At 68.9% G+C, this 19,840-nt stretch carries 14 protein-coding genes; 11 read left to right on the forward strand and 3 right to left on the reverse strand.

What is annotated here, in order from left to right:
- Positions 1–355 precede the first annotated feature (355 nt).
- A complete protein-coding gene (locus NUG21_RS07730) occupies positions 356–1,636 on the forward strand; it encodes an MFS transporter (protein ID WP_160945878.1) in 1,281 nt (426 codons plus the stop codon).
- Here the strand turns inward: NUG21_RS07730 and NUG21_RS07735 are convergent.
- From NUG21_RS07735 to NUG21_RS07745, 3 genes are all read right to left on the reverse strand, one after another.
- On the reverse strand, positions 1,575–2,954 hold the full coding sequence (locus tag NUG21_RS07735) for a sensor domain-containing diguanylate cyclase (protein ID WP_263392731.1): 1,380 nt from the start codon (positions 2,952–2,954) through the stop codon (positions 1,575–1,577). The two genes, NUG21_RS07730 and NUG21_RS07735, sit on opposite strands and share 62 nt — an antisense overlap.
- A 90-nt stretch (positions 2,955–3,044) precedes the next feature.
- Positions 3,045–4,355, reverse strand: coding sequence for an NAD(P)/FAD-dependent oxidoreductase (locus tag NUG21_RS07740; protein ID WP_242080923.1), 1,311 nt, complete (start codon positions 4,353–4,355; stop codon positions 3,045–3,047).
- A gap of 93 nt (positions 4,356–4,448) precedes the next feature.
- Positions 4,449–5,828: a glutamine synthetase family protein gene (locus tag NUG21_RS07745; protein ID WP_263392732.1), complete on the reverse strand. Its 1,380-nt coding sequence runs from the start codon at positions 5,826–5,828 to the stop codon at positions 4,449–4,451.
- A 267-nt stretch (positions 5,829–6,095) separates the two neighbouring features.
- On the opposite strand from NUG21_RS07745, the gene NUG21_RS07750 reads away from it, so the two are divergent.
- The 10 genes from NUG21_RS07750 (at position 6,096) to NUG21_RS07795 (ending at position 19,697) form a co-directional block, all read left to right on the forward strand.
- Complete coding sequence (locus NUG21_RS07750) at positions 6,096–6,851, forward strand: gamma-glutamyl-gamma-aminobutyrate hydrolase family protein (RefSeq protein ID WP_160945882.1); 756 nt, start codon at positions 6,096–6,098, stop codon at positions 6,849–6,851.
- Between the two features lie 5 nt (positions 6,852–6,856).
- Positions 6,857–8,239 carry a glutamine synthetase family protein gene (locus tag NUG21_RS07755; protein WP_019796536.1) on the forward strand — a complete coding sequence of 461 codons (1,383 nt, stop codon included), beginning with the start codon at positions 6,857–6,859 and terminating at the stop codon, positions 8,237–8,239.
- Between the two features lie 893 nt (positions 8,240–9,132).
- Positions 9,133–10,497, forward strand: coding sequence for an aspartate aminotransferase family protein (locus NUG21_RS07760; RefSeq protein ID WP_263392733.1), 1,365 nt, complete (start codon positions 9,133–9,135; stop codon positions 10,495–10,497).
- Between the two features lie 92 nt (positions 10,498–10,589).
- Positions 10,590–11,711: a polyamine ABC transporter substrate-binding protein gene (locus NUG21_RS07765; RefSeq protein WP_242084368.1), complete on the forward strand. Its 1,122-nt coding sequence runs from the start codon at positions 10,590–10,592 to the stop codon at positions 11,709–11,711.
- Between the two features lie 554 nt (positions 11,712–12,265).
- Positions 12,266–13,534 carry an HlyD family secretion protein gene (locus NUG21_RS07770; RefSeq protein WP_263392734.1) on the forward strand — a complete coding sequence of 423 codons (1,269 nt, stop codon included), beginning with the start codon at positions 12,266–12,268 and terminating at the stop codon, positions 13,532–13,534.
- 92 nt (positions 13,535–13,626) lie between these two features.
- On the forward strand, positions 13,627–15,108 hold the full coding sequence (locus NUG21_RS07775) for a DHA2 family efflux MFS transporter permease subunit (protein WP_242084627.1): 1,482 nt from the start codon (positions 13,627–13,629) through the stop codon (positions 15,106–15,108).
- 7 nt (positions 15,109–15,115) lie between these two features.
- A complete protein-coding gene (locus tag NUG21_RS07780) occupies positions 15,116–16,612 on the forward strand; it encodes an efflux transporter outer membrane subunit (protein WP_263392735.1) in 1,497 nt (498 codons plus the stop codon).
- A 135-nt stretch (positions 16,613–16,747) separates the two neighbouring features.
- A complete protein-coding gene (gene potA / locus NUG21_RS07785; protein WP_160945889.1) occupies positions 16,748–17,890 on the forward strand; it encodes an ABC transporter ATP-binding protein in 1,143 nt (380 codons plus the stop codon).
- A complete protein-coding gene (locus NUG21_RS07790; protein ID WP_263392736.1) occupies positions 17,887–18,849 on the forward strand; it encodes an ABC transporter permease subunit in 963 nt (320 codons plus the stop codon). Before potA ends, NUG21_RS07790 begins: the two co-directional genes overlap by 4 nt.
- Positions 18,846–19,697, forward strand: a complete 852-nt coding sequence (locus tag NUG21_RS07795) for an ABC transporter permease subunit (protein WP_019796637.1) — start codon at positions 18,846–18,848, stop codon at positions 19,695–19,697. The genes NUG21_RS07790 and NUG21_RS07795 overlap by 4 nt, the downstream gene beginning before the upstream one ends.
- Positions 19,698–19,840 lie beyond the last annotated feature (143 nt).

The raw sequence follows: 19,840 nt of genomic DNA on the forward strand, positions 1-19,840 counted from the left end.
CCGCGTCGCCGGCGGTCGTCTCGGGACCGGGAGGGCGGCGGGGGCCGCACGGTCGCGCGGATAGTCCGCTTGCCGGGTTTTCCGGTCGTGCCCGGATGTGCTCGTGCGAGGTGCGCGTGGGCACATCCCTTCTCGGTGGCGGCGCCGGCGATGGCGCCGCTGTCGGGCGGCGCGTAGTGTCCTGGAGCGGTCACCGCCGTCGTGGTGGTCGCCGATCGCCGGCAAGCGGGATTGCGCGGGCGGTCCGCTGTGCGAGGGGCGAACGCGCACAGCGCGGCATGCGGCGGCCGCACGACGCTGCGAAAGGCGAAGCGATCTGCCAGAATCGCAGGCGTTGTCCGCCAATGCCGAGTCCATGAGCGCCGTCGCGTCTGCCGTTCCGCCCGTCAACTCGCCGCGCCGCGTGCTGCTGGCCAGTCTGGTCGGCACCACCATCGAGTTCTTCGATTTCTACATCTACGCCACCGCTGCGGTGCTGGTGTTCCCGAAGCTGTTCTTCCCCGCGGGCGATCCCGCTGCGGCGCAGTTGCAGTCGCTGGCGACCTTCGCCGTGGCCTTCGTCGCACGGCCGCTGGGGTCGGGGCTGTTCGGCCACTTCGGCGACCGCGTCGGGCGCAAGGCCACGCTGGTGGCGGCGCTGCTGACCATGGGCCTGTCCACCGTGCTGATCGGCCTGCTGCCCAGCTACGACCGGATCGGCGTGTGGGCACCGGCGCTGCTGGTGCTGTGCCGCTTCGGCCAGGGCCTGGGCCTGGGCGGCGAGTGGGGCGGGGCGGTGCTGCTGGCCACCGAGAACGCGCCGCCGGGCAAGCGCGCCTGGTACGGGATGTTCCCGCAGCTGGGGGCGCCACTGGGCTTCCTGCTGTGCTCGGGGATCTTCCTGTTGCTGGACGCGGCGCTGGACGACGCACAGTTCCTGCGCTGGGGCTGGCGCATTCCGTTCGTCGCCAGCGCCCTGTTGGTGATCACCGGGCTGTGGGTGCGTCTGCGCATCCACGAGACGCCGGACTTCCAGCGCGCATTGGACCGCAACGAGCGGGTGCGCATGCCGATGCAGACGGTGCTGTCGCAGCACGTCGGCGCGACGGTGCTGGGTACGCTCGCGGTGCTGGCGACCTTCGTGCTGTTCTACCTGATGACGGTGTTCGCGCTGGGCTATGGCACCAACGCCCTGCACTACAGCCGCGAGCAGTTCCTGCTGCTGCAGATGGTCGGCATCCTGTTCTTCGCCGCCGGCATTCCGCTGTCGGCCTGGTACGGCGACCGCCGTGGCACGCGCCCGGCGATGCTGCTGGCGAGCGTGGCCATCATCGCGTTCGGACTGCTGTTCGCGCCGCTGTTCCAGGCCGGGCAGCCGTGGCAGGTGCTGGGCTTCCTGGCGCTGGGCTTCTTCTTCATGGGCCTGACCTACGGCCCCTGCGGCACGCTGCTGGCCGAGCTGTATCCGGTGCCCGTGCGCTACACCGGCGCCTCGCTGGCATTCAACCTGGCCGGCATCGTCGGCGCGGCGCCGGCGCCCTACGTGGCGGTGTGGTTGGCCGAGCAGTACGGCCTGCCGTGGGTAGGTTACTACCTCAGTGCGGCTGCGCTGCTGACCTTGCTGGCGCTGCTGGCGATTCGACGGCAGCGTCGCTGAACGCCGGTTCCGCGGCCGGGGCGCATTCGACCCGGTTGCGGCCGCCGGCCTTGGCCAGGTACAGGTATTTGTCGGCCTCGGTCAGCAGGGCATGCAGCGTCTGCCGCTGCGGCCCGCTGTTGCTGACGCCGATGCTGATGGTGAGGTGCAGGGTCTGCGTGCCGATGGCGACCCGCAGGTCGGCGATGCGCACGCGCAGGGCCTCGAAGTAGTCGGTGGCCGCAGCGGCGTCCAGGCCCGGCGCCAGCATGCAGAACTCCTCGCCGCCGAAGCGCGCCACCATGTCCTGTGGCCGCGCATGCGCGGCCAGGGTCGCGGCGACCACGCGCAGCGCCTCGTCGCCGGCCTCGTGGCCGAAGGTGTCGTTGATGTGCTTGAAGTGGTCGATGTCGAGCATCGCCACGCTGACCGGTTGCTGCCGTGCCAGCCATCGCGGCAGCGCACGCTGGCTCTGCTCGAGGAAGTGCCGGCGGTTGGGCAGGCTGGTGAGGAAGTCGCGCGTGGCCAGGTCCTGCAGGGTGCCGATCAGTTCCAGCTGGTCCACGTTCTGCGAGACCCGGCAGAAGAATTCCTCGCGCGAAAAGGGTTTGCGCAGGAAGTCGTTGGCGCCGTTCTTGAGAAAGCGCGGTACCAGCGATGGGTCGTTGTTGCCGGACAGGCCGATCACCGCCAGCATGTCGCGTGCGCGCAGCGTGCGCAGCCGGCGGGTGAACTCCACGCCCTCCATGCCCGGCATTTCCTGGTCCACCACCGCCAGGCGGATGGACGGGTTGGCCTCGATCGCGCGCAGCCCGGCGGCGCCGTCGGCGGCCTCCACCACCTTGTAGCCGTACATCGCCAGCAGCGCGGCGGCGTAGGCGCGCGCCGACGGCGAGTCGTCCACCACCAGCGCGGTGATGGCGCGGTTGCGCGCCAGCCGCTGCACCAGCCAGGCCAGGTAGTCGATGCTGTCCGGCGCGTTCTTCAGCACGAAATCGATGATCTGCTGGGTCAGGATGCGCTTGCGCAGGCCTTCGTCGTAGACCCCGCTGACCACCACCGTGGGCAGCCCGCGCGCGATGAAGAAGTCGACCACGGTGTCGCGGTCGCCGTCGGCCAGCACCAGCCCGGTCAGCGCCAGGAACCAGGAGCCGCCATCGTCCAGCGCAGCGGCGGCTTCGGCCAGGGTGGAGACCACGACCACCGGCAGCTCGACCCGTTGCTCGATCGCCGCGCGCAGCAGGTCGGTGAAGGTGCGCGAGTTTTCCACCAGCAGGATGCGCTGCTGTGCAGGGCTGCCGTCGGGGGCGATCGGGGAGATCGACAACGGGTGCGACATGCATGCCTCGCGGGCGGCAATCCGGGGGATGGAACCCCGGTTAGCGGCCGCGTGCGCGCAAACTTGAGGGTGGCGGGGGTCCGCCTGCGGCTACCACAGCGCGTCGCGCAGCTTGTACCAGGACATCGCCGCCACCAGCAGCGGCGTGCGCAGCAGGCGGCCGCCAGGGAAGGGCGCGTGCGGGATCCGCGCGAACACGTCCAGCCGCTGCGCCTGTCCGCCGATCGCCGCGGCGATGACCGCGCCGGCCAGCCCGGTGGCGGCCACGCCGTGGCCGGAGAAGCCCTGCGCGAAGTACACGTTCGGGGTCAGCCGGCCCCAGTGCGGGGCGCGGTTGCGGGTGATGTCGACGTAGCCGCCCCACACCGACTCCATCTCCACCTGGCGCAATTGCGGGAACACCCGACGCATGCGCCGGGTCATCACCCCGCGCAGGCCGGGCGGCGGCAGCGACGAATAGCTGGCACGGCCGCCGAACAGCAGCCGGTGGTCGCGGCTGAGACGGAAGTAGTCCAAGGCCCAGTTGACGTCGGCCACCGCCATGTCGTTGCCGATCAGCTCGCGCGCCAGCGCCTCGCCCAGCGGCGCGCTGGCGCCGATGTAGGTGCCGACCGGCATGATCCGCGATTCCAGTTCCGGGGCGATGCCGCGCAGCCAGGCGTTGCCGGCGAGGATGGCGAACTCGCCTTCGACCTCGCCGTGCGCGCTGCGCAGGATCGGCCGCGCGCCGCGCAGCAGCTGCGTGACCGGGGTCTGTTCGTAGATGCGCACGCCGGCGGCCAGCGCCGCCCGCGCCAGGCCGCGCGCGTACTCCAGCGGATGCAGGTGGCCGCTGGCCGCGTCGTACATCGCCCCCAGGTAGCGCGGACTGCGCAGCTGCGACTGCAACTGCGTGCGGTCCCACCATTGCAGCGGATAGTCGTAGCGCTGCGCCATCTCGATGATGCCGGCGCGCAGCGCACGTTCCTGGCGCGGCTTGATCGCCACGTGGGCATGGCCGTCGCGCCAGTCGCAGGCGATGCCGTGGCGGGCGATGCGGCTACGCAGCAACTGCATGCCGTCGCGGGAGAAGTCGAACAGCAGCCGTGCATCGTCCTGGCCAAGCAAGGTTTCCAGGGTGTGCTGCTCGCAGCCGTAGCCGACGATGGCCTGCCCACCGTTGCGCCCGGACGCGCCCCAGCCGACCCGCTGCGCCTCCAGCACCACCACCCGATACCCGGCCTCGGCCAGCGCCAGCGCCGCACTCAACCCGGTATAGCCGGCGCCAAGGATGCACACGTCGGCGCGCACGCTTCCGCGCAGCGGTTCCTGCGCCGGGAACGGCGCAGCGCTGTCGAGGTACCAGGAAGTACCGGGGCCCGGGGCGCGGGACCCGGGACCCGGGGATGAGCGGGTCATGATCGCGAATTGTCGATGGGGTGGGACATGTATCCGGCTCCATGTACTTGCTCTTGCTTTTGCGGGTCCCGGGCCCGGGTCCCCGGTCCCGGTTCCTCACACCGTCCGCAAATACCAGCGATAGTCCACATCGCTGACCTGCGTCTGGAAATCCAGCAGCTCGCGGCGCTTCTGCTGGCCGTAGATATGGCGGAAGCGCGTGCCGAAGGCGGTGGCGGCGAAGTCGCTGTCCAGGAAACGGGCGATCGCGCCGCGCCAGTCCGGTTCGCGTGCGGCGTGTTGCTCGTAGGCGTTGCCCTGGGTTGGCGGGCCCGGATCGATGTTTTGCGCCAGGCCGTGTTCGATGCCGGCCAGCACCGCCGCGGCGACCAGGTAGGGATTGGCGTCGGCGCCGGCGATGCGGTGTTCGATGCGGGTGTTGGCCGGGTCGCTGTGCGGCACCCGCATCGCCACGGTACGGTTGTTGAAGCCCCAGCTGTCGTTGAGCGGGACGAAGGCATTGGCGACGAAGCGCCGGTAGCTGTTGGCGTGCGGCGCGAACAGCAGCAGGCAGTCCTCGGCGCTGCGCTGCAGCCCGCCGATGGCGTGGCGCAAGGGCGCCGCCGGTGCCTGCGGGGTGCAGGCGAACACGTTGTCGCCGGCGCCGTCGAGCAGGCTCACGTGCAGGTGCAGGCCGCTGCCGGACTGCGCCGCGAACGGCTTGGCCATGAAGCTGGCGAGCAGGCCTTGCTGCTGCGCGATCGCCTTGATCGCGCGCTTGAGCAGCACCGCATCGTCGCAGGCGGCCAGCGCATCGGCGCGGTGCTTGAGGTTGATCTCGAACTGGCCGGGCGCGTACTCGGCGACCGCGGTGTCGGCCGGAATGCCCTGCGCGCGGCAGGCCTGGGCGACCGCATCGGTGAAGCCGCGCTGGTCGTCCAGCTCCTGCATGTAATAGACCTGGGTGCTGTCGTTGCGCAGCCCGCTGTGGGCATGCAGCGGCGGCTGCGGGCGGCCTTGCGCATCGGCGTGCGGGTCGAACAGGTAGAACTCCAGTTCCACCGCGATCACCGGCGTCAGCCCGCGTGCCTGCAGGCGCGCCAGTACCTGCGCCAAGACCTGGCGCGGGGCGAAGTCGAGCGCACCGCCGGCACCGTCCTGCATCGTGAGCAGCAGTTGCGCCGACGGCACCGGCGCCCACGGCACCGGCCGCAGGCTGCCCGGCACCGGGAAGCACAGCCGGTCCTCGTCGCCGATGTCGTAGCCCAGCCCGGTTTCCTCGACGGTGTTGCCGGTGATGTCGGTGGCGATCAGCGACATCGGCAGGCACACCCCGTCGTGGTACACCTTGTCCAGCGCGTCGCGAGCGATGCGCTTGCCGCGCAGCAGGCCGTTGCAGTCCGGCAGCAGCAGGTCGATCTGCTCGCAGCCGGCGATGCGCTGCAGGGTCTGGGCGTCGTCCGGGGGCAGCAGCGGGGCATCGTGCATGCGGATCATCGCGGCGGGCTGCAGGAGTGTTTCGAGCTTAGCAGAGCCTGATGGCGTCAAGAATACTCAACAGCGGCAGGTGCCCCATGCGCTGGCGCTCAATCACGCGCAACGGTGGCCGTAGTGCGCTTTTGCGGCATTGCACGGGAAGTTGCGCCGTCGCGCAGGTCCGTCATCACGTCTGTCGGTGCGTTGTGCGCCGTGTCCCACTGCGTGTCGTGTTGTAAAAATAAAACGCCCGCGGTAACTTCCAGTGACGCCACACGAGTTCTTCGCATGGCCGTATCGCCCCTGGTCGGCGTGCCGACCGACCGCAAGCTCATCGGCCATCATCCGTTCCTGGCTGCGGGCGAAAAGTATCTGCGCGCCGCCGTCGATGGTGCGGGGGTGACCCCGGTGCTGCTGCCGTCGCTGCAGCCGCCGGTCGATGCCCGCGCCTGGCTGACGCGGCTCGACGGCCTGCTGTTGACCGGCGCGGTCAGCAATATCGAGCCGCACCATTACAGCGACGAGCCGAGCTGGCTCGGCAATCTGCATGACCCGGCACGCGACGCCAACACGCTGGACCTGATCCCGCAGGCGATCTCGCTGGGCCTGCCGATCCTGGCGATCTGCCGCGGCTTCCAGGAAGTCAACGTCGCCCTTGGCGGTACGCTACATCAGAAGGTGCATGCGCAGCCGGGGCTGTCCGATCACCGCGAGGATCCGCAGGCGCCGCTGGAAGCGCAGTACGCGCCGGCGCACGAAGTGACGCTGAGCGAAGGCGGCTGGCTGGAGGAGATCGCCGGCCGCGGGCGGGTGCGGGTCAACTCGCTGCATGGCCAGGGCGTGGCCCGGCTCGGCGGCGACCTGATCGTCGAGGCGCTGGCGCCGGATGGATTGATCGAGGCCTTCCGCGGCATCGGCCCCGGCTTCCTGCTGGGCGTGCAATGGCATCCGGAGTGGCGGGTGCTGGACGACCCGTTCTATCTCGGCATCTTCCAATCCTTCGGCGACGCCTGTCGCCACTATGCGGCCACCCGCAGGCACTGAGTCCCATGGCCAGTCGACCCCGATCGCGCAAGCACACGCCGGAACAGCAGGAAAGTTCGTTGCGGCGCTGGCTCAAGGAACGCCACATCACCGAGGTCGAATGCCTGGTGCCGGACATCACCGGCAACGCCCGCGGCAAGATCATTCCCGCCGCCAAGTTCTCGCACGACTACGGCACGCGGCTGCCCGAGGGCATCTTCGCCACCACCGTCACCGGCGATTACCCGGACGACTATTACGACCTGACCTCGCCGTCGGATTCGGACATGCAACTGCGTCCGGACCCGGACACGGTGCGCATGGTGCCCTGGGCCGCCGATCCCACCGCGCAGGTGATCCACGATTGCTATACCAAGGAGGGCCAGCCGCACGACCTGGCGCCGCGCAACGTGCTGCGCGGCGTGCTGGCGGCCTACGCGGCGATCGGCTGCAAGCCGGTGGTGGCGCCGGAGCTGGAGTTCTTCCTGGTGCAGAAGAACACCGATCCGGACTTCCCGCTGCTGCCGCCGGCCGGCCGTTCCGGGCGCCCGGAGACGGCGCGGCAGTCGTACTCGATCGACGCGGTCAACGAGTTCGACCCGATCCTGGACCTGATGTACGACTACTGCGACGCGATGGAACTGGACGTGGACACGCTGATCCACGAATCCGGCGCGGCGCAGCTGGAAGTGAACTTCACCCACGACGACGCGCTGTCGCGCGCCGACCAGGTGTTCCTGTTCAAGCGCACCATGCGCGAGGCGGCGCTGCGCCACGGCGTCTACGCCACCTTCCTGGCCAAGCCGATGGAGAACGAGCCGGGCAGTGCGATGCATATCCACCAGAGCCTGGTGGACAAGCATGGCAAGAACGTCTTCAGCGGCCGCCGCGCCGGCGAGTACAGCCGCACCTTCGCCCATTACCTGGCAGGCCTGCAGAAGTACGTGCCGATGGCGATGGCGTTCTTCGCGCCCAACGTCAATTCCTACCGCCGGCTGATGTTCGGCGAGGTGTCGCCGAGCAATGTGCTGTGGGGCTTCGACAACCGCACCTGCGGCCTGCGCGTGCCGATCGACACGATCGAGAACATGCGCGTGGAGAGCCGCTTCGCCGGTTCCGACGCCAATCCCTACCTGGCGATGGCGGCGACGCTAGCCTGTGGCCTGCTCGGGATCCGCGAGAAGCTCGAGCCGACCGAGCCGACCACGGGCAGCGGCAAGGAGATGGGCTATCAGTTGCCGCGCTCGCTGGGCGAGGCGCTGGACGAGCTGGAGCGGTGCCCGCCGTTGCAGGAGTTGCTGGGGCCGCGCTTCGTGCGGGCGTACATTTCGGTCAAGCGCAAGGAGTACGAGACGTTTTTCCGGGTGATCAGTTCGTGGGAGCGGGAGTTTTTGTTGTTGAACGTGTGAGTTGCTGCGGCCTTCGTAGCTTGCGTGACGCGTCGTTTGCGACGCAACTGCCTACGCGCTCTGCAGCAGACTCGATCCTGCCGTTGCCGTTGCCGTTGCCGTTGCCGTTGCCGTTGCTTTTGCTGTTGCTTCGGTTGTTGCTTCGGTTGTTGCTTTTGACTTACCGGGTTCCCTTCCGAAGCGGCGGCCATCGCGGGGAACAACCCGAAGGGCGGCGTACATGGATGTACGCCGTCCGCGGCAGGGGCAGGATGCCCCTTCCGCGGATCCCCGTGATGGACGCGGACCCGGAGCGCGCAGCGCGGAGGGCGCGAGGCAGGGGTGTGCTTTCTTTTGGTTACTTTTCTTTGCACAAGCAAAGAAAAGTAACTCGCCGCAAGGCGAAAGCTTTGCTCTTGCACTGCTCTTGCTGATGCGGCAGTGCCCGCTGGATTGTAGGAGCGGCTTTAGCCGCGACAGGCACAATGGCTCTCACTGTCGCGGCTGAAGCCGCTCCTACAGATCTCCTCGTCTGACATGCAAACTTGAAGCAACAGCAAAGGCTTTCGCCCTTGCGGGCGAGTTACTTTTCTTTGCTCGCGCAAAGAAAAGGTAACCAAAAGAAAGCGCGCCCTGCCTCGCGCCCTCCGCGCTAACGCGCTCCGGGTCCGCGTCCGTGCCGGGGATTCGCGGAAGGGGCATCCTGCCCCTGCCGCGAACGGCGCACGTCCATGTGCGCCGCCCCTTCGGGGTTTTTCCCCGGCACGGCCGCCGCTTCGGAAGGGAACCCGGTGAGGCAACAGCAACAGCAAGAGCAACAGCAAGAGCAACAGCAAGAGCAACAGCAAGATGCACGGCGACAGCACAGCAGTACTTGCCGCTGCGGCGGCTTGGGTAACAACCTTGGAGTGGACATGAACCCGATCGACACGCGCGCCCTGCAGGACCTGGATGCCGCGCACCACCTGCACCCGTTCAACGACAACGGCGCCCTGGCGCAGAAAGGCACCCGCATCCTCACCCGCGGCGACGGCGCCTACGTCTGGGACGCCGAAGGCAACCAACTGCTCGACGCCTTCGCCGGCCTGTGGTGCGTCAACGTCGGCTACGGGCGCAAGGAGCTCGGCCAGGCCGCCGCGCGGCAGATGGAACAACTGGCGTACTACAACAGTTTCTTCCAGTGCACCACCGAACCCACCATCCGCCTGGCCGCCAAGCTCGCCGAGCTGGCGCCGGGCGACCTCGACCATGCCTTCTTCACCAACTCCGGCTCCGAGGCCAACGACACCATCCTGCGCCTGGTGCGGCACTTCTGGGCCGTGCAGGACCAGCCGCAGAAGAGCATCTTCATCGGCCGTCACGACGGCTACCACGGCACCACCATGGCCGGCGCCAGCCTCGGCGGGATGAAGGGCATGCACCGCCAGGGCGGCCTGCCGATCCCCGACATCCACCACATCGATCCGCCTTACTGGTTTGGCGACGGCGGCGACATGGACCCGGAGGAGTACGGCCTGCTGGCCGCGCGCAGGCTGGAGGACAAGATCCTGGAACTGGGGCCGGAGCGGGTGGCCGCGTTCATCGGCGAACCGATCATGGGCGCGATCGGCGTGTACATCCCGCCGCGCAGCTACTGGCCGGAGATCGAGCGCATCTGCCGCCGCTACGACGTGCTGCTGGTCGCCGACGAAGTGATCTGCGGCTTCGGCCGCACCGGCGAATGGTTCGGGGCGCAACACTTCGGCTTCCAGCCGGACGTGATGACCATCGCCAAGGGCATCACCTCCGGCTACATCCCGCTCGGGGCGGCGATGTTCGGCACGCGCGTGGCCACGGTGTTGAAAGAGCAGGGCGGCGAACTGGCGCACGGCTGCACCTATTCCGGCCATCCGGTGTGCGCGGCGGTGGCGCTGGAGAATCTGCGCCTGCTGCAGGACGAGGGCATCGTCGAATGCGCGCGCAGCGAGATCGCGCCGTACCTGGCGCAGCGCTGGGCCGAGCTGGGCGAGCATCGGCTGGTCGGCGAGGCGCGCATCGTCGGCATGATCGGTGCGCTCGAGCTGGTGCCGGACAAGCCGCGTCGGCACTCCTTCCCCGAGCGTGGCAAGGTCGGCGCGCTGTGCCGCGACAACGCGTTGCGCCGTGGCCTGATCCTACGCGCCACCAACGACGCGATGCTGCTGTCGCCGCCGCTGATCCTCAGCTGCGCCCAGGTCGACGAACTGTTCGACAAGGCCTGGCTGGCGCTGGAGGACACGGCGCAGGCCCTGGGCAAATAGCCCGGCGCTGGGTAGTCTGGAGCGTCTACCCCGGATCCGGCACGCGGCGCGGATCCTTCCCACTCTTGCCCATGGACCTGCGGAGACCTGCCATGACCTTGCGACTGCTCACTCTATCCCTGGCCACGGCGCTGCTCGCCGGCTGCGGCGGTTCCGGCAGCGACGCGGACAAGGCGGGGCAGGGCGAGGCGAAGGTGCTCAACGTGTACAACTACTCGGACTACATCGCCGAGAACACGATTCCCGAGTTCGAGAAGCAGACCGGCATCAAGGTCACCTATGACGTCTTCGACAGCGACGAGATGGTGGAGACCAAGCTGCTGGCCGGCGGCAGCGGCTACGACGTGGTGGTGCCGACGCTGAACTTCTTCGGCCGGCAGATCCAGGCGGGCGTGTTCCTGCCACTGGACAAGAGCAAGATCCCGAACCTGGCCAATCTCGATCCGCAGATCATGCAGCGCATCGCGCAGCAGGATCCAGGCAACAAGTACGGCGTGCCGTACATGGTCGGCACCACCGGCATCGGCTACAACGTGGACAAGGTCAAGGCCGCATTCGGCAGCACCGACATCGCCAACAGCTGGGACCTGGTGTTCAAGCCGGAGAACCTGGCCAAGCTCAAGGACTGCGGCGTGACCCTGCTGGACACGCCCTCGGACCTGATCCCGATCGCGCTGCATTACCTGGGCGAGGATCCGCACACCACAGACCAGGCCAAGATCGAGCAGGCCGCGGCGCTGATCAAGCGCATCCGCCCGTACGTGCAGAACTTCCACTCCTCGCAATACGTGACCTCGCTGGCCAACGGCAGCACCTGCCTGGCGGTGGGCTGGTCGGGCGACATCATCCAGGCGCGCGATCGCGCCGAGGAAGCCAAGAACGGCGTGCATGTGGCCTATTCGATTCCCAAGGAAGGCGCGCCGCAGTGGTTCGACATGCTGGCCATCCCCAAGGACGCCAAGCATCCGGACAACGCCTACGCGTTCATCAACTACCTGCTGACGCCGAAGGTGGCCGCGGCCAATACCGACTTCATCCACTACGCCAACCCGGTGCCGCAGGCGACCCCACTGGTGGACGCGGCGATCCGCAACGACCCGACCATCTATCCGCCGCCGGAAGTGGCCGCGAAGATGTTCACCTACTCGATCAACCCCCCCGAGGTGGACAAGCTGTATACCCGCCTGTGGACCGAGATCAAGACCGGTCGTTGAGCGGCTGGCCTCAGGGGGCCGGGTAACGCCTCGTTGTTGACTTGGGCAGGCGCGTCGGGCTTGCCCAAACCGGCCATGCCAAGCACCAGCACCGTTGTGGGAGGGGCTTCAGTCCCGACGCGATGCTGCCTGCGACGCATTGCATCGTCGCCCGTCGCGGCTGAAGCCGCTCCTACGGGTTTTGTTGGTGCACGCAGATACCACGCCGGCAAGCGCCCCCGGCCGGTATCGGCCAGGGCAAGTCCGCTCCCGTAGGAGCGGCTTCAGCCGCGATCGGCCTTCCCGATAGCGCCTCGTCGCGCGGTTGAAGGCCGCCCCGCACCTGGGTTCCAGCGGGATGACAGGCCTGAAAACCGTTCGCGCGAAGCAAGCGGCCGGGTGGCGCGCTGCACCCCGTCCGCAATCGCGCAGACGCCTAGAGCCCGCCTGCCACCCGATGCTCACACACCCTGTACCCACCGGTACAAATAATGCGCCGATGCGGCGTACGCTACCGTCTGGTGGCCCGCCGTCCCGACCCGGCGACGTTCTTCCTCTCCCCAGGAATCAGCGACTTGAGCAACCACGACCCAGACTCCTCGCAGGCGCCGCGGCAGGCCGCCGCGCACGACGCCCATGACGACCAGGGCCAGGCCGGCAAGCGCCGGGATGACGCGCGCCGGGATGGCGCGGGCGGCGACGACGCCGGCAAGTCCGATACCCCGTCGCCGCTGAAGAACCCCAAGGTCAAATGGACCCTGCTGCTGATCGGCTTGGTGGTGGTGATCGGCCTGCTGGTGTGGCTGATCTACTACCTCACCACCGGCCGCTACCTGCAGGAGACCAACAACGCCTATCTGCAGGCCGACACCGTGGCGGTGGCGCCGCGGGTCAACGGCTACGTGACCGCGGTGTACGTGCGCGACAACCAGACCGTCGCCGCCGGGCAGCCGCTGCTGGAGATCGACCCGCGCACCTACCGCGCCACCCTGGAACAGGCGCAGGCCGCCATCGCGGTGCGCCAGGCCGACATCGCCGCCGCCGAGGCCGGGTTGCAGGCGCAGCGCGCCAGCCTGCTGCAGGCGCGCACCCAGGTGACCGCGGCCGCCGCCAGCCTGCGCTTCGCCCAGGGCGAGGCCAAGCGCTTCGGGCCGCTGGCCGCGTCCGGCGCCGACACCCACGAACACTACGAAAGCATCCTCCACGACCGCGACCGCGCGCAGGCGCAGTTCGACGCGGCCAAGGCCCAGGTGGTCGCCGCCGAGAGCCAGGTGCAGGGCACCAGCGCCCAGCTCGACCAGGCGCGGGCCGCGTTGGTGCAGGCGCAGGCCGATGCCGCGCAGGCGGAAGTGGCGGTGGAGGACACCCGCCTGACCGCGCGCATCGCCGGCCGCATCGGCGACAAGACCGTGCAGGTCGGCCAGTTCGTCGCGGCCGGCACCAGGCTGATGAGCGTGGTGCCGGTGGAGGCGCTGTACCTGAGCGCCAACTTCAAGGAAACCCAGGTCGGGCTGATGCGGCCGGGGCAGCCGGCGCGGATCGAGGTCGATGCGCTGTCCGGCGTGGAACTGGACGGCGTGGTCGAGAGCATCGCGCCCGGCACCGGTTCGCAGTTCGCGCTGCTGCCGCCGGAGAACGCCACCGGCAACTTCACCAAGGTGGTGCAGCGGGTGCCGGTGCGGATCCGCATCAAGGCCGGTGCCGAGGCGCGCAAGGTGCTGGTGCCGGGCATGTCGGTCACGGTGACGGTGGATACGCGCAGTGCCAAGGACGCCAAGGAGCGCGTGGAGGAGGAGGACGCGCAGGGCCAGGATGCGGTCGCCCCGCGCGGGCGCAACCCGTGAGCGAAGCGGCCGCGGCGGCCGGCGCGCAGGCGCCGCAGAAGGCCGACACCGGCGCTTGGCTGGCGGTGGCCGCCGGCACCATCGGCTCGTTCATGGCGACGCTGGACATCTCCATCGTCAACGCCGCGCTGCCGACCATCCAGGGCGAGGTCGGCGCCAGCGGCACCGAGGGCACCTGGATCTCGACCTCCTACCTGGTCGCCGAGATCGTGATGATCCCGCTGACCGGCTGGTTCGTGCGCACCCTCGGGCTGCGCAACTTCCTGCTGATCTGCGCGCTGCTGTTCACCTTCTTCTCGGTGGTATGCGGGCTGTCCAACAGCCTGACCATGATGATCCTGGGCCGCGTCGGCCAGGGCTTTGCCGGCGGCGCGCTGATCCCCACGGCGCTGACCATCGTCGCCACGCGCCTGCCGCCGGCGCAGCAGACCCTGGGCACGGCGCTGTTCGGCATGACCGTGATCCTGGGCCCGGTGATCGGGCCGCTGCTGGGCGGCTGGCTCACCGAGAACGTGAGCTGGCATTACGCGTTCTTCCTCAATGTGCCGGTCTGCGCCGGCCTGGTGGCGCTGCTGCTGCTCGGGTTGCCGCACGAGCGCATGTATCTGCGCGGCCTGCTCGACGCCGACTGGCTCGGCATCTTCGGCCTCACCGCCGGGCTGGGCGCCTTGACCGTGGTGCTGGAGGAGGGCCAGCGCGAGCGCTGGTTCGAGTCCACCGAGATCGTGCTGCTGAGCGTGGTCTCGCTGGTCGGCTTCATCGCCCTGGTGGCCTCGCAATTCCTCAGCCGGCAGCCGGTGATCCGCCTGTCGATCCTGCTGCAGCGCAGTTTCGGCGCGGTGTTCGTGATGGTGATGGCGGTGGGCATGATCCTGTTCGGGGTCATGTACATGATTCCGCAGTTCCTGGCGGTGATCTCCGGCTACAACACCGAACAGTCCGGCTACGTGGTGCTGCTGTCGGGCATTCCCACGGTGCTGCTGATGCCGATGATGCCCAAGCTGCTGACCACGGTGGACGTGCGCGTGCTGGTGCTGGGCGGGTTGAGCTGCTTCGCCGCGGCCTGTTTCGTCAACATGCATTTGACCGCCGAATCGGTCGGCATGCATTTCGTCGCCGGGCAGCTGCTGCAGGGCTGCGGGCTGGCGCTGGCGATGATGTCGCTCAACCAGGCGGCGATCTCCTCGGTGCCGGCGGACCTGGCCGGCGATGCGTCCGGCCTGTTCAACGCCGCGCGCAACATGGGCGGCTCGATCGGGCTGGCGCTGATCTCCACCTTCCAGGAGCGGCGCATGGTGTTCCACACGCAGATGCTCGGCAGCGGCACCACCGCCAATTCGCCGCTGGCGCAGGACTACCTGCACGGTATCGCCGCGCAGCTGCAGTCGGCCTCCGGCGCCGGCGCGGCGATGCAGTCGCTGGCGCAACTGGCGCGGCTGGTGCAGCAGCAGGCGCTGGTGATGACCTACAACGACCTGTTCTGGATCTTCGGGGTGATCGTGGTCTGCACGATCCCGCTGGCGTTCCTGCTCAAGCCGCTGCCCAAGGGCGGCGCTCCGCTCGCGATGCATTGAGGATTCCATGGCCCAGCGTTTCTCCCGCGTTCTCGTCGCCGCCACGCTGCCGTCGCTGCTGTCGGCCTGCATGCTCGGCCCGAACTACGTGAAGCCGCCACCGGTGGCCGAGGCGGCGCTGGCGCAGCCGCGGCTGCATCGCGCCGATGCCACGGCCGCCGCCGCCGGCGTCGTGCCGGCGCCGCCGCCGCAGCGCTGGTGGGAGACCCTGCACGACCCGCAGCTGAGCATGCTGGTCGAGCAGGCGCTGCAGCACAGCCCCAACCTGCGGGTGGCGCAGGCGCGCCTGCGTGCCTCGCGCGCGCTGGTCGACCAGCGCCACGCCGAGCAGTTGCCCAGCGTCGGTGCCAACGCGGCCTACCTCAACGCGCGCGCGCCGGATGCGCTGACCGACCGCCTGGGCAGCATCGCTGCCGGCACCGGCCAGCCGGTGGAGATCGATCCGCGCATGCAGCTCTACAGCGTCGGCATCGATGCCAGCTGGGAACTGGATTTCTTCGGCCGCCGCCGCCGCGCGAGCGAAGGCGCGCTGGCCGACGCCCAGGCCGACGAGGCCGACCTTGCCGATACCCAGGTACAGATCGCCGCCGAAGTGGGGCAGGCCTACCTGGGCTACCGCAGCACCCGTGCGCGCATGGTCGTGGCCCAGCGCAACCTGGAGGCCGCCCGGCAGACCCTGCAACTGACCCGCCAGCGCCGCGAGCGCGGCGCCGACGCCGACCTGCAGGTGGAACGCGCGCAGGCGCAGTTGCAGCAGCAGGAAGCGGTGCTGCCGGATCTGCAGGCGCAGGCGCAGGTGGCGCTGGACCAACTGGCGTTGATGATCGGCCGCGAGCCGGGCGCGCTCGATGCCGAACTGGCCGCGGACCGGCCGTTGCCGACGCTGCCGGCGACGGTGCCGGTGGACGATGCCGGCGCGCTGATCCGCCGGCGCCCGGACGTGCGCCGCGCCGAGCGCCAGCTGGCCGCCTCGTCGGCGCAGATCGGCGAAGCGCTGAGCGCGTATTTCCCGCAAGTGCGGCTGCTCGGCAACATCGGCATGGCCGCCACCTCGCCGGGCGATCTCGGCCGCGATGCGGTCAACAGCGTGGTGGCGCCGTTCCTGCAATGGTCGATTTTCGACTTCGGCGCCACCCGCGCCAAGGTCGAGCAGGCCCGCGCCGGCAACGATGCGCGCCTGGCCGCCTACGAGGGCACGGTGCTGGCCGCGCTGCAGGACGCCAACGGCGCGCTGGCGCGGTTCGGCGCCGCGCGCCAGCAGGCGCTGGCGGCGGACAAGGCCGCGGCGTCGGCGGATCGTTCCGCCGCGTTGCTGCAGCAGCGTTATGCCGCCGGCGCGTCGTCGCTGATCGATGCGCTGGACGTGCAGCGCCAGCAGGCCTCGGCCCAGGACAGCGCGCTGCAGGCGCATACCCAGGTGCTGCTGCGCTACGTCGCGTTGCAGAAGAGCCTGGGCCTGGGCTGGGCGGCACCGGAGGCACCGGCGCCGACCACGACGCAGTAGGCGCGCACCGCTTTTGCGAATCCCCAATCCCGACTCCCGAATCCCACGCCGTCACAGCTACACTGAAGATCACCGCGCCGCGGTCGCCGCTGCATCGGCGCTCCGCACGACGGCGTGCTTCACGGGGAATCACCGATGGCGTTGAGCGAAGCGAGAACCGACCATCTGCCGGCGCAGCCGCCGGCCAAGGGGGCCGGCTATGTGTCCATCGCCGGGCTACGCAAGGAGTTCGACGGGTTCGTCGCGCTGGACGACATCGACCTGGACATCGGCCAGGGCGAGATCTTCGCGCTGCTCGGTGGCTCCGGCAGCGGCAAGTCGACGCTGCTGCGCTGCCTGGGCGGGTTCGAGCAGCCCAGTCGCGGTCGCATCGTGCTCGACGGCGAGCCGCTGGATGGGCTGCCGCCGTACCGGCGCCCGCTCAACATGATGTTCCAGTCCTATGCGCTGTTCCCGCACATGAGCGTGGAGCAGAACATCGCCTTCGGCCTCAAGCAGGACGGGCTGTCGCGCAGCGCCATCGCCAGCCGCGTCGGCGAGATGCTGGAGCTGGTGCGGCTGGGCACGCTCGGCAAGCGCAAGCCGCATCAACTCTCCGGCGGCCAGCAGCAACGCGTGGCGCTGGCGCGCTCGCTGGCCAAGCGGCCCAAGCTGCTGCTGCTGGACGAGCCGATGGGCGCACTGGACAAGAAGCTGCGCTCGCAGATGCAGCTGGAACTGGTGTCCATCATCGAGACCTCGGGGGTGACCTGCGTGATGGTCACCCACGACCAGGAGGAGGCGATGACCATGGCCACGCGCATCGCGCTGATGGAGCAGGGCCGCATCCGCCAGGTCGGCACGCCGGGCGACATCTACGAGTCGCCGAACAGCCGCTTCGCCGCCGAGTTCATCGGCTCGGTGAACATGTTCGAGGGCCGGATCGACCAGGACCACCCCGACCACGTGACCGTGCTGTGCCCGCAGTTCCCGGTGCCGATCTACATCAGTCACGGCATCACCGGCGTGGAGGGGCAGGAGGTGGCGTTCGCGGTGCGCCCGGAAAAGGTCTGGATCACCAAGGGCGAACCCGAGCAGACCTACAACAAGGCGCGCGGCACCATCGAGGACATCGCCTATTTCGGCAGCCACTCGATCTTCCATGTGCGCCTGCCCAGCGGCATCCGCGTGCAATCCAACTTCGCCAACCAGAAGCGCTGGGACAGCGAAGGCATGACCTGGGGCGACGCGGTGTGGGTGTCGTGGGACGACAACGACGGCGTGGTGCTGACCGCATGAGCGCGCCCGTCGTCCCGGTGCCGCCGGAACCGACGCCGCGGCTGGGCCTGCCGCAGCGCGTGCGCCTGGGCTCGCTGCCGGCGCTGCGCTGGCTGGTGATCGCGGCGCCGTACCTGTGGCTGCTGCTGTTCTTCGCGATCCCGTTCCTGATCGTGCTGCGCATCTCCTTCGCCGAGCAGGCGATCCGCAGCCCGCCGTACAGCGAGCTGCTGGAGATCCGCGATGGCGCGCTGACGCTGAAGCTGACCCTGCAGAACTACCTGGCGCTGCTGCGCGATCACCAGTACATCGAGGCCTACTGGGGCTCGATCAAGATCGCCGGCATCTCCACCGCGCTGACCCTGCTGATCGGCTATCCGATGGCCTACGCCATCGCGCGGCTGTCGCCGTCGGCGCGCAACATCGCGATGATGCTGGTGGTGCTGCCGTCGTGGACCTCGTTCCTGATCCGCGTCTACGCCTGGATCGGCATCCTCGACAGCAACGGCGTGCTCAACCGGGCGCTGCTGGCGCTGGGCCTGATCGATGCGCCGCTGCACATCCTCTACACCCCGGTCGCCGCCTACATCGGCATCGTCTACTGCTACCTGCCGTTCATGGTGCTGCCGCTGTATGCGACCCTGGTCAAGCTCGACCAGCGCCTGCTCGAGGCCGCCTACGATCTCGGCGCGCCACCGTGGAAGGCGTTCCTGACCGTGACCCTGCCATTGTCGCGGCCGGGCATCGTCGCCGGCTGCATGCTGGTGATGATCCCGGCGGTGGGCGAGTTCGTGATCCCGGAAATGCTCGGCGGCCCGGATACGCTGATGATCGGCCGGGTGCTGTGGGGCGAATTCTTCAACAACCGCGACTGGCCGACCGCCTCGGCGGTGGCGATCGCGATGCTGGCGCTGCTGATGGTGCCGATCCTGATCTTCAACCGCTACCAGCAGCGCCAGCTCGAAGGCGGGCAGGCATGAGCGGCGCGCGCGGCGGCATGGGCACGGTGCTGCGCTGGACGGTGCTGGGCGCCGGCTTCGCCTTCCTGTACCTGCCGATCCTGCTGTTGATGGTGTATTCGTTCAACGCCTCCAAGCTGGCGACGGTGTGGGCCGGCTTCTCGACCAAGTGGTACGGCGAGTTGCTGCGCGACCGGCAGATCCTGCAGGCGGCGTGGATCAGCCTGAAGGTGGCGTTCTGGACCGCGACCGCGTCGATGGTGCTCGGCACGCTGGCGGCGATGGCAATGACGCGCTTTCGCCGCTTCCGCAGCAAGAGCCTGTTCGGCGCGCTGGTGACCGCACCGCTGGTGATGCCGGAGGTGATCATCGGCCTGTCGATCATGATGATGCTGGTGTCGATGGGCGGCGTGCTCGGCATCCCGCCCAAGGGCGTGATGGCGATCTGGGCGGCGCATGTCACCTTCACCCTGTCCTTCGTTACCGTGGTGGTGTCCTCGCGCCTGCAGGAACTGGATCGCTCCCTGGAAGAGGCGGCGATGGACCTGGGCGCCAACCGACTCAAGGTGTTCTTCCTGATCACCGTGCCGATCATCGCGCCGGCGCTGGTGTCGGGCTGGTTGCTGGCGTTCACCCTGTCGCTGGACGACGTGGTGATCGCCAACTTCGTCGCCGGTCCGGATTCGACCACGCTGCCGATGACCGTGTTCTCGTCGGTGCGCATGGGCCTGAAGCCCAAGATCAACGCGCTGGCCACGTTGATGGTGCTGGCGGTGTCGATCGCCGCCGTCATCGGCTGGTGGCTGATGGCGCGCAGCGAGAAGCGGCGTCAGCGCGATCTTCAGCTCGCCCAGCAGCAGGTGGGTTAGGGCATTGCCTTGCTCCACGTAGGAGCGGCTTCAGCCGCGACGGGGCGTTGCCGGAAGGTCCCGGCCGCGGCTGATCCCGAAAAGGGGACGAGAGCCGCTCCTACGGACATGGCGGAACACTGTGAGCCATCGCGCTCCACAGC

Source organism: Xanthomonas sp. CFBP 8445 (assembly GCF_025666235.1).
In the GTDB taxonomy this organism is placed as follows: Bacteria; Pseudomonadota; Gammaproteobacteria; order Xanthomonadales; family Xanthomonadaceae; genus Xanthomonas_A; species Xanthomonas_A indica.

What these genes read in the sequence shown, in the direction of transcription:
- NUG21_RS07730 (WP_160945878.1), top strand. Translation starts at nt 356, where the DNA reads ATGAGCGCCGTCGCGTCTGCCGTTCCGCCCGTCAACTCGCCGCGCCGC.
- NUG21_RS07735 (WP_263392731.1), bottom strand. Translation starts at nt 2,954, where the DNA reads ATGTCGCACCCGTTGTCGATCTCCCCGATCGCCCCCGACGGCAGCCCT.
- NUG21_RS07745 (WP_263392732.1), bottom strand. Translation starts at nt 5,828, where the DNA reads ATGATCCGCATGCACGATGCCCCGCTGCTGCCCCCGGACGACGCCCAG.
- NUG21_RS07750 (WP_160945882.1), top strand. Translation starts at nt 6,096, where the DNA reads ATGGCCGTATCGCCCCTGGTCGGCGTGCCGACCGACCGCAAGCTCATC.
- NUG21_RS07755 (WP_019796536.1), top strand. Translation starts at nt 6,857, where the DNA reads ATGGCCAGTCGACCCCGATCGCGCAAGCACACGCCGGAACAGCAGGAA.
- NUG21_RS07760 (WP_263392733.1), top strand. Translation starts at nt 9,133, where the DNA reads ATGAACCCGATCGACACGCGCGCCCTGCAGGACCTGGATGCCGCGCAC.
- NUG21_RS07765 (WP_242084368.1), top strand. Translation starts at nt 10,590, where the DNA reads ATGACCTTGCGACTGCTCACTCTATCCCTGGCCACGGCGCTGCTCGCC.
- NUG21_RS07775 (WP_242084627.1), top strand. Translation starts at nt 13,627, where the DNA reads ATGGCGACGCTGGACATCTCCATCGTCAACGCCGCGCTGCCGACCATC.
- NUG21_RS07780 (WP_263392735.1), top strand. Translation starts at nt 15,116, where the DNA reads ATGGCCCAGCGTTTCTCCCGCGTTCTCGTCGCCGCCACGCTGCCGTCG.
- potA (WP_160945889.1), top strand. Translation starts at nt 16,748, where the DNA reads ATGGCGTTGAGCGAAGCGAGAACCGACCATCTGCCGGCGCAGCCGCCG.
- NUG21_RS07790 (WP_263392736.1), top strand. Translation starts at nt 17,887, where the DNA reads ATGAGCGCGCCCGTCGTCCCGGTGCCGCCGGAACCGACGCCGCGGCTG.
- NUG21_RS07795 (WP_019796637.1), top strand. Translation starts at nt 18,846, where the DNA reads ATGAGCGGCGCGCGCGGCGGCATGGGCACGGTGCTGCGCTGGACGGTG.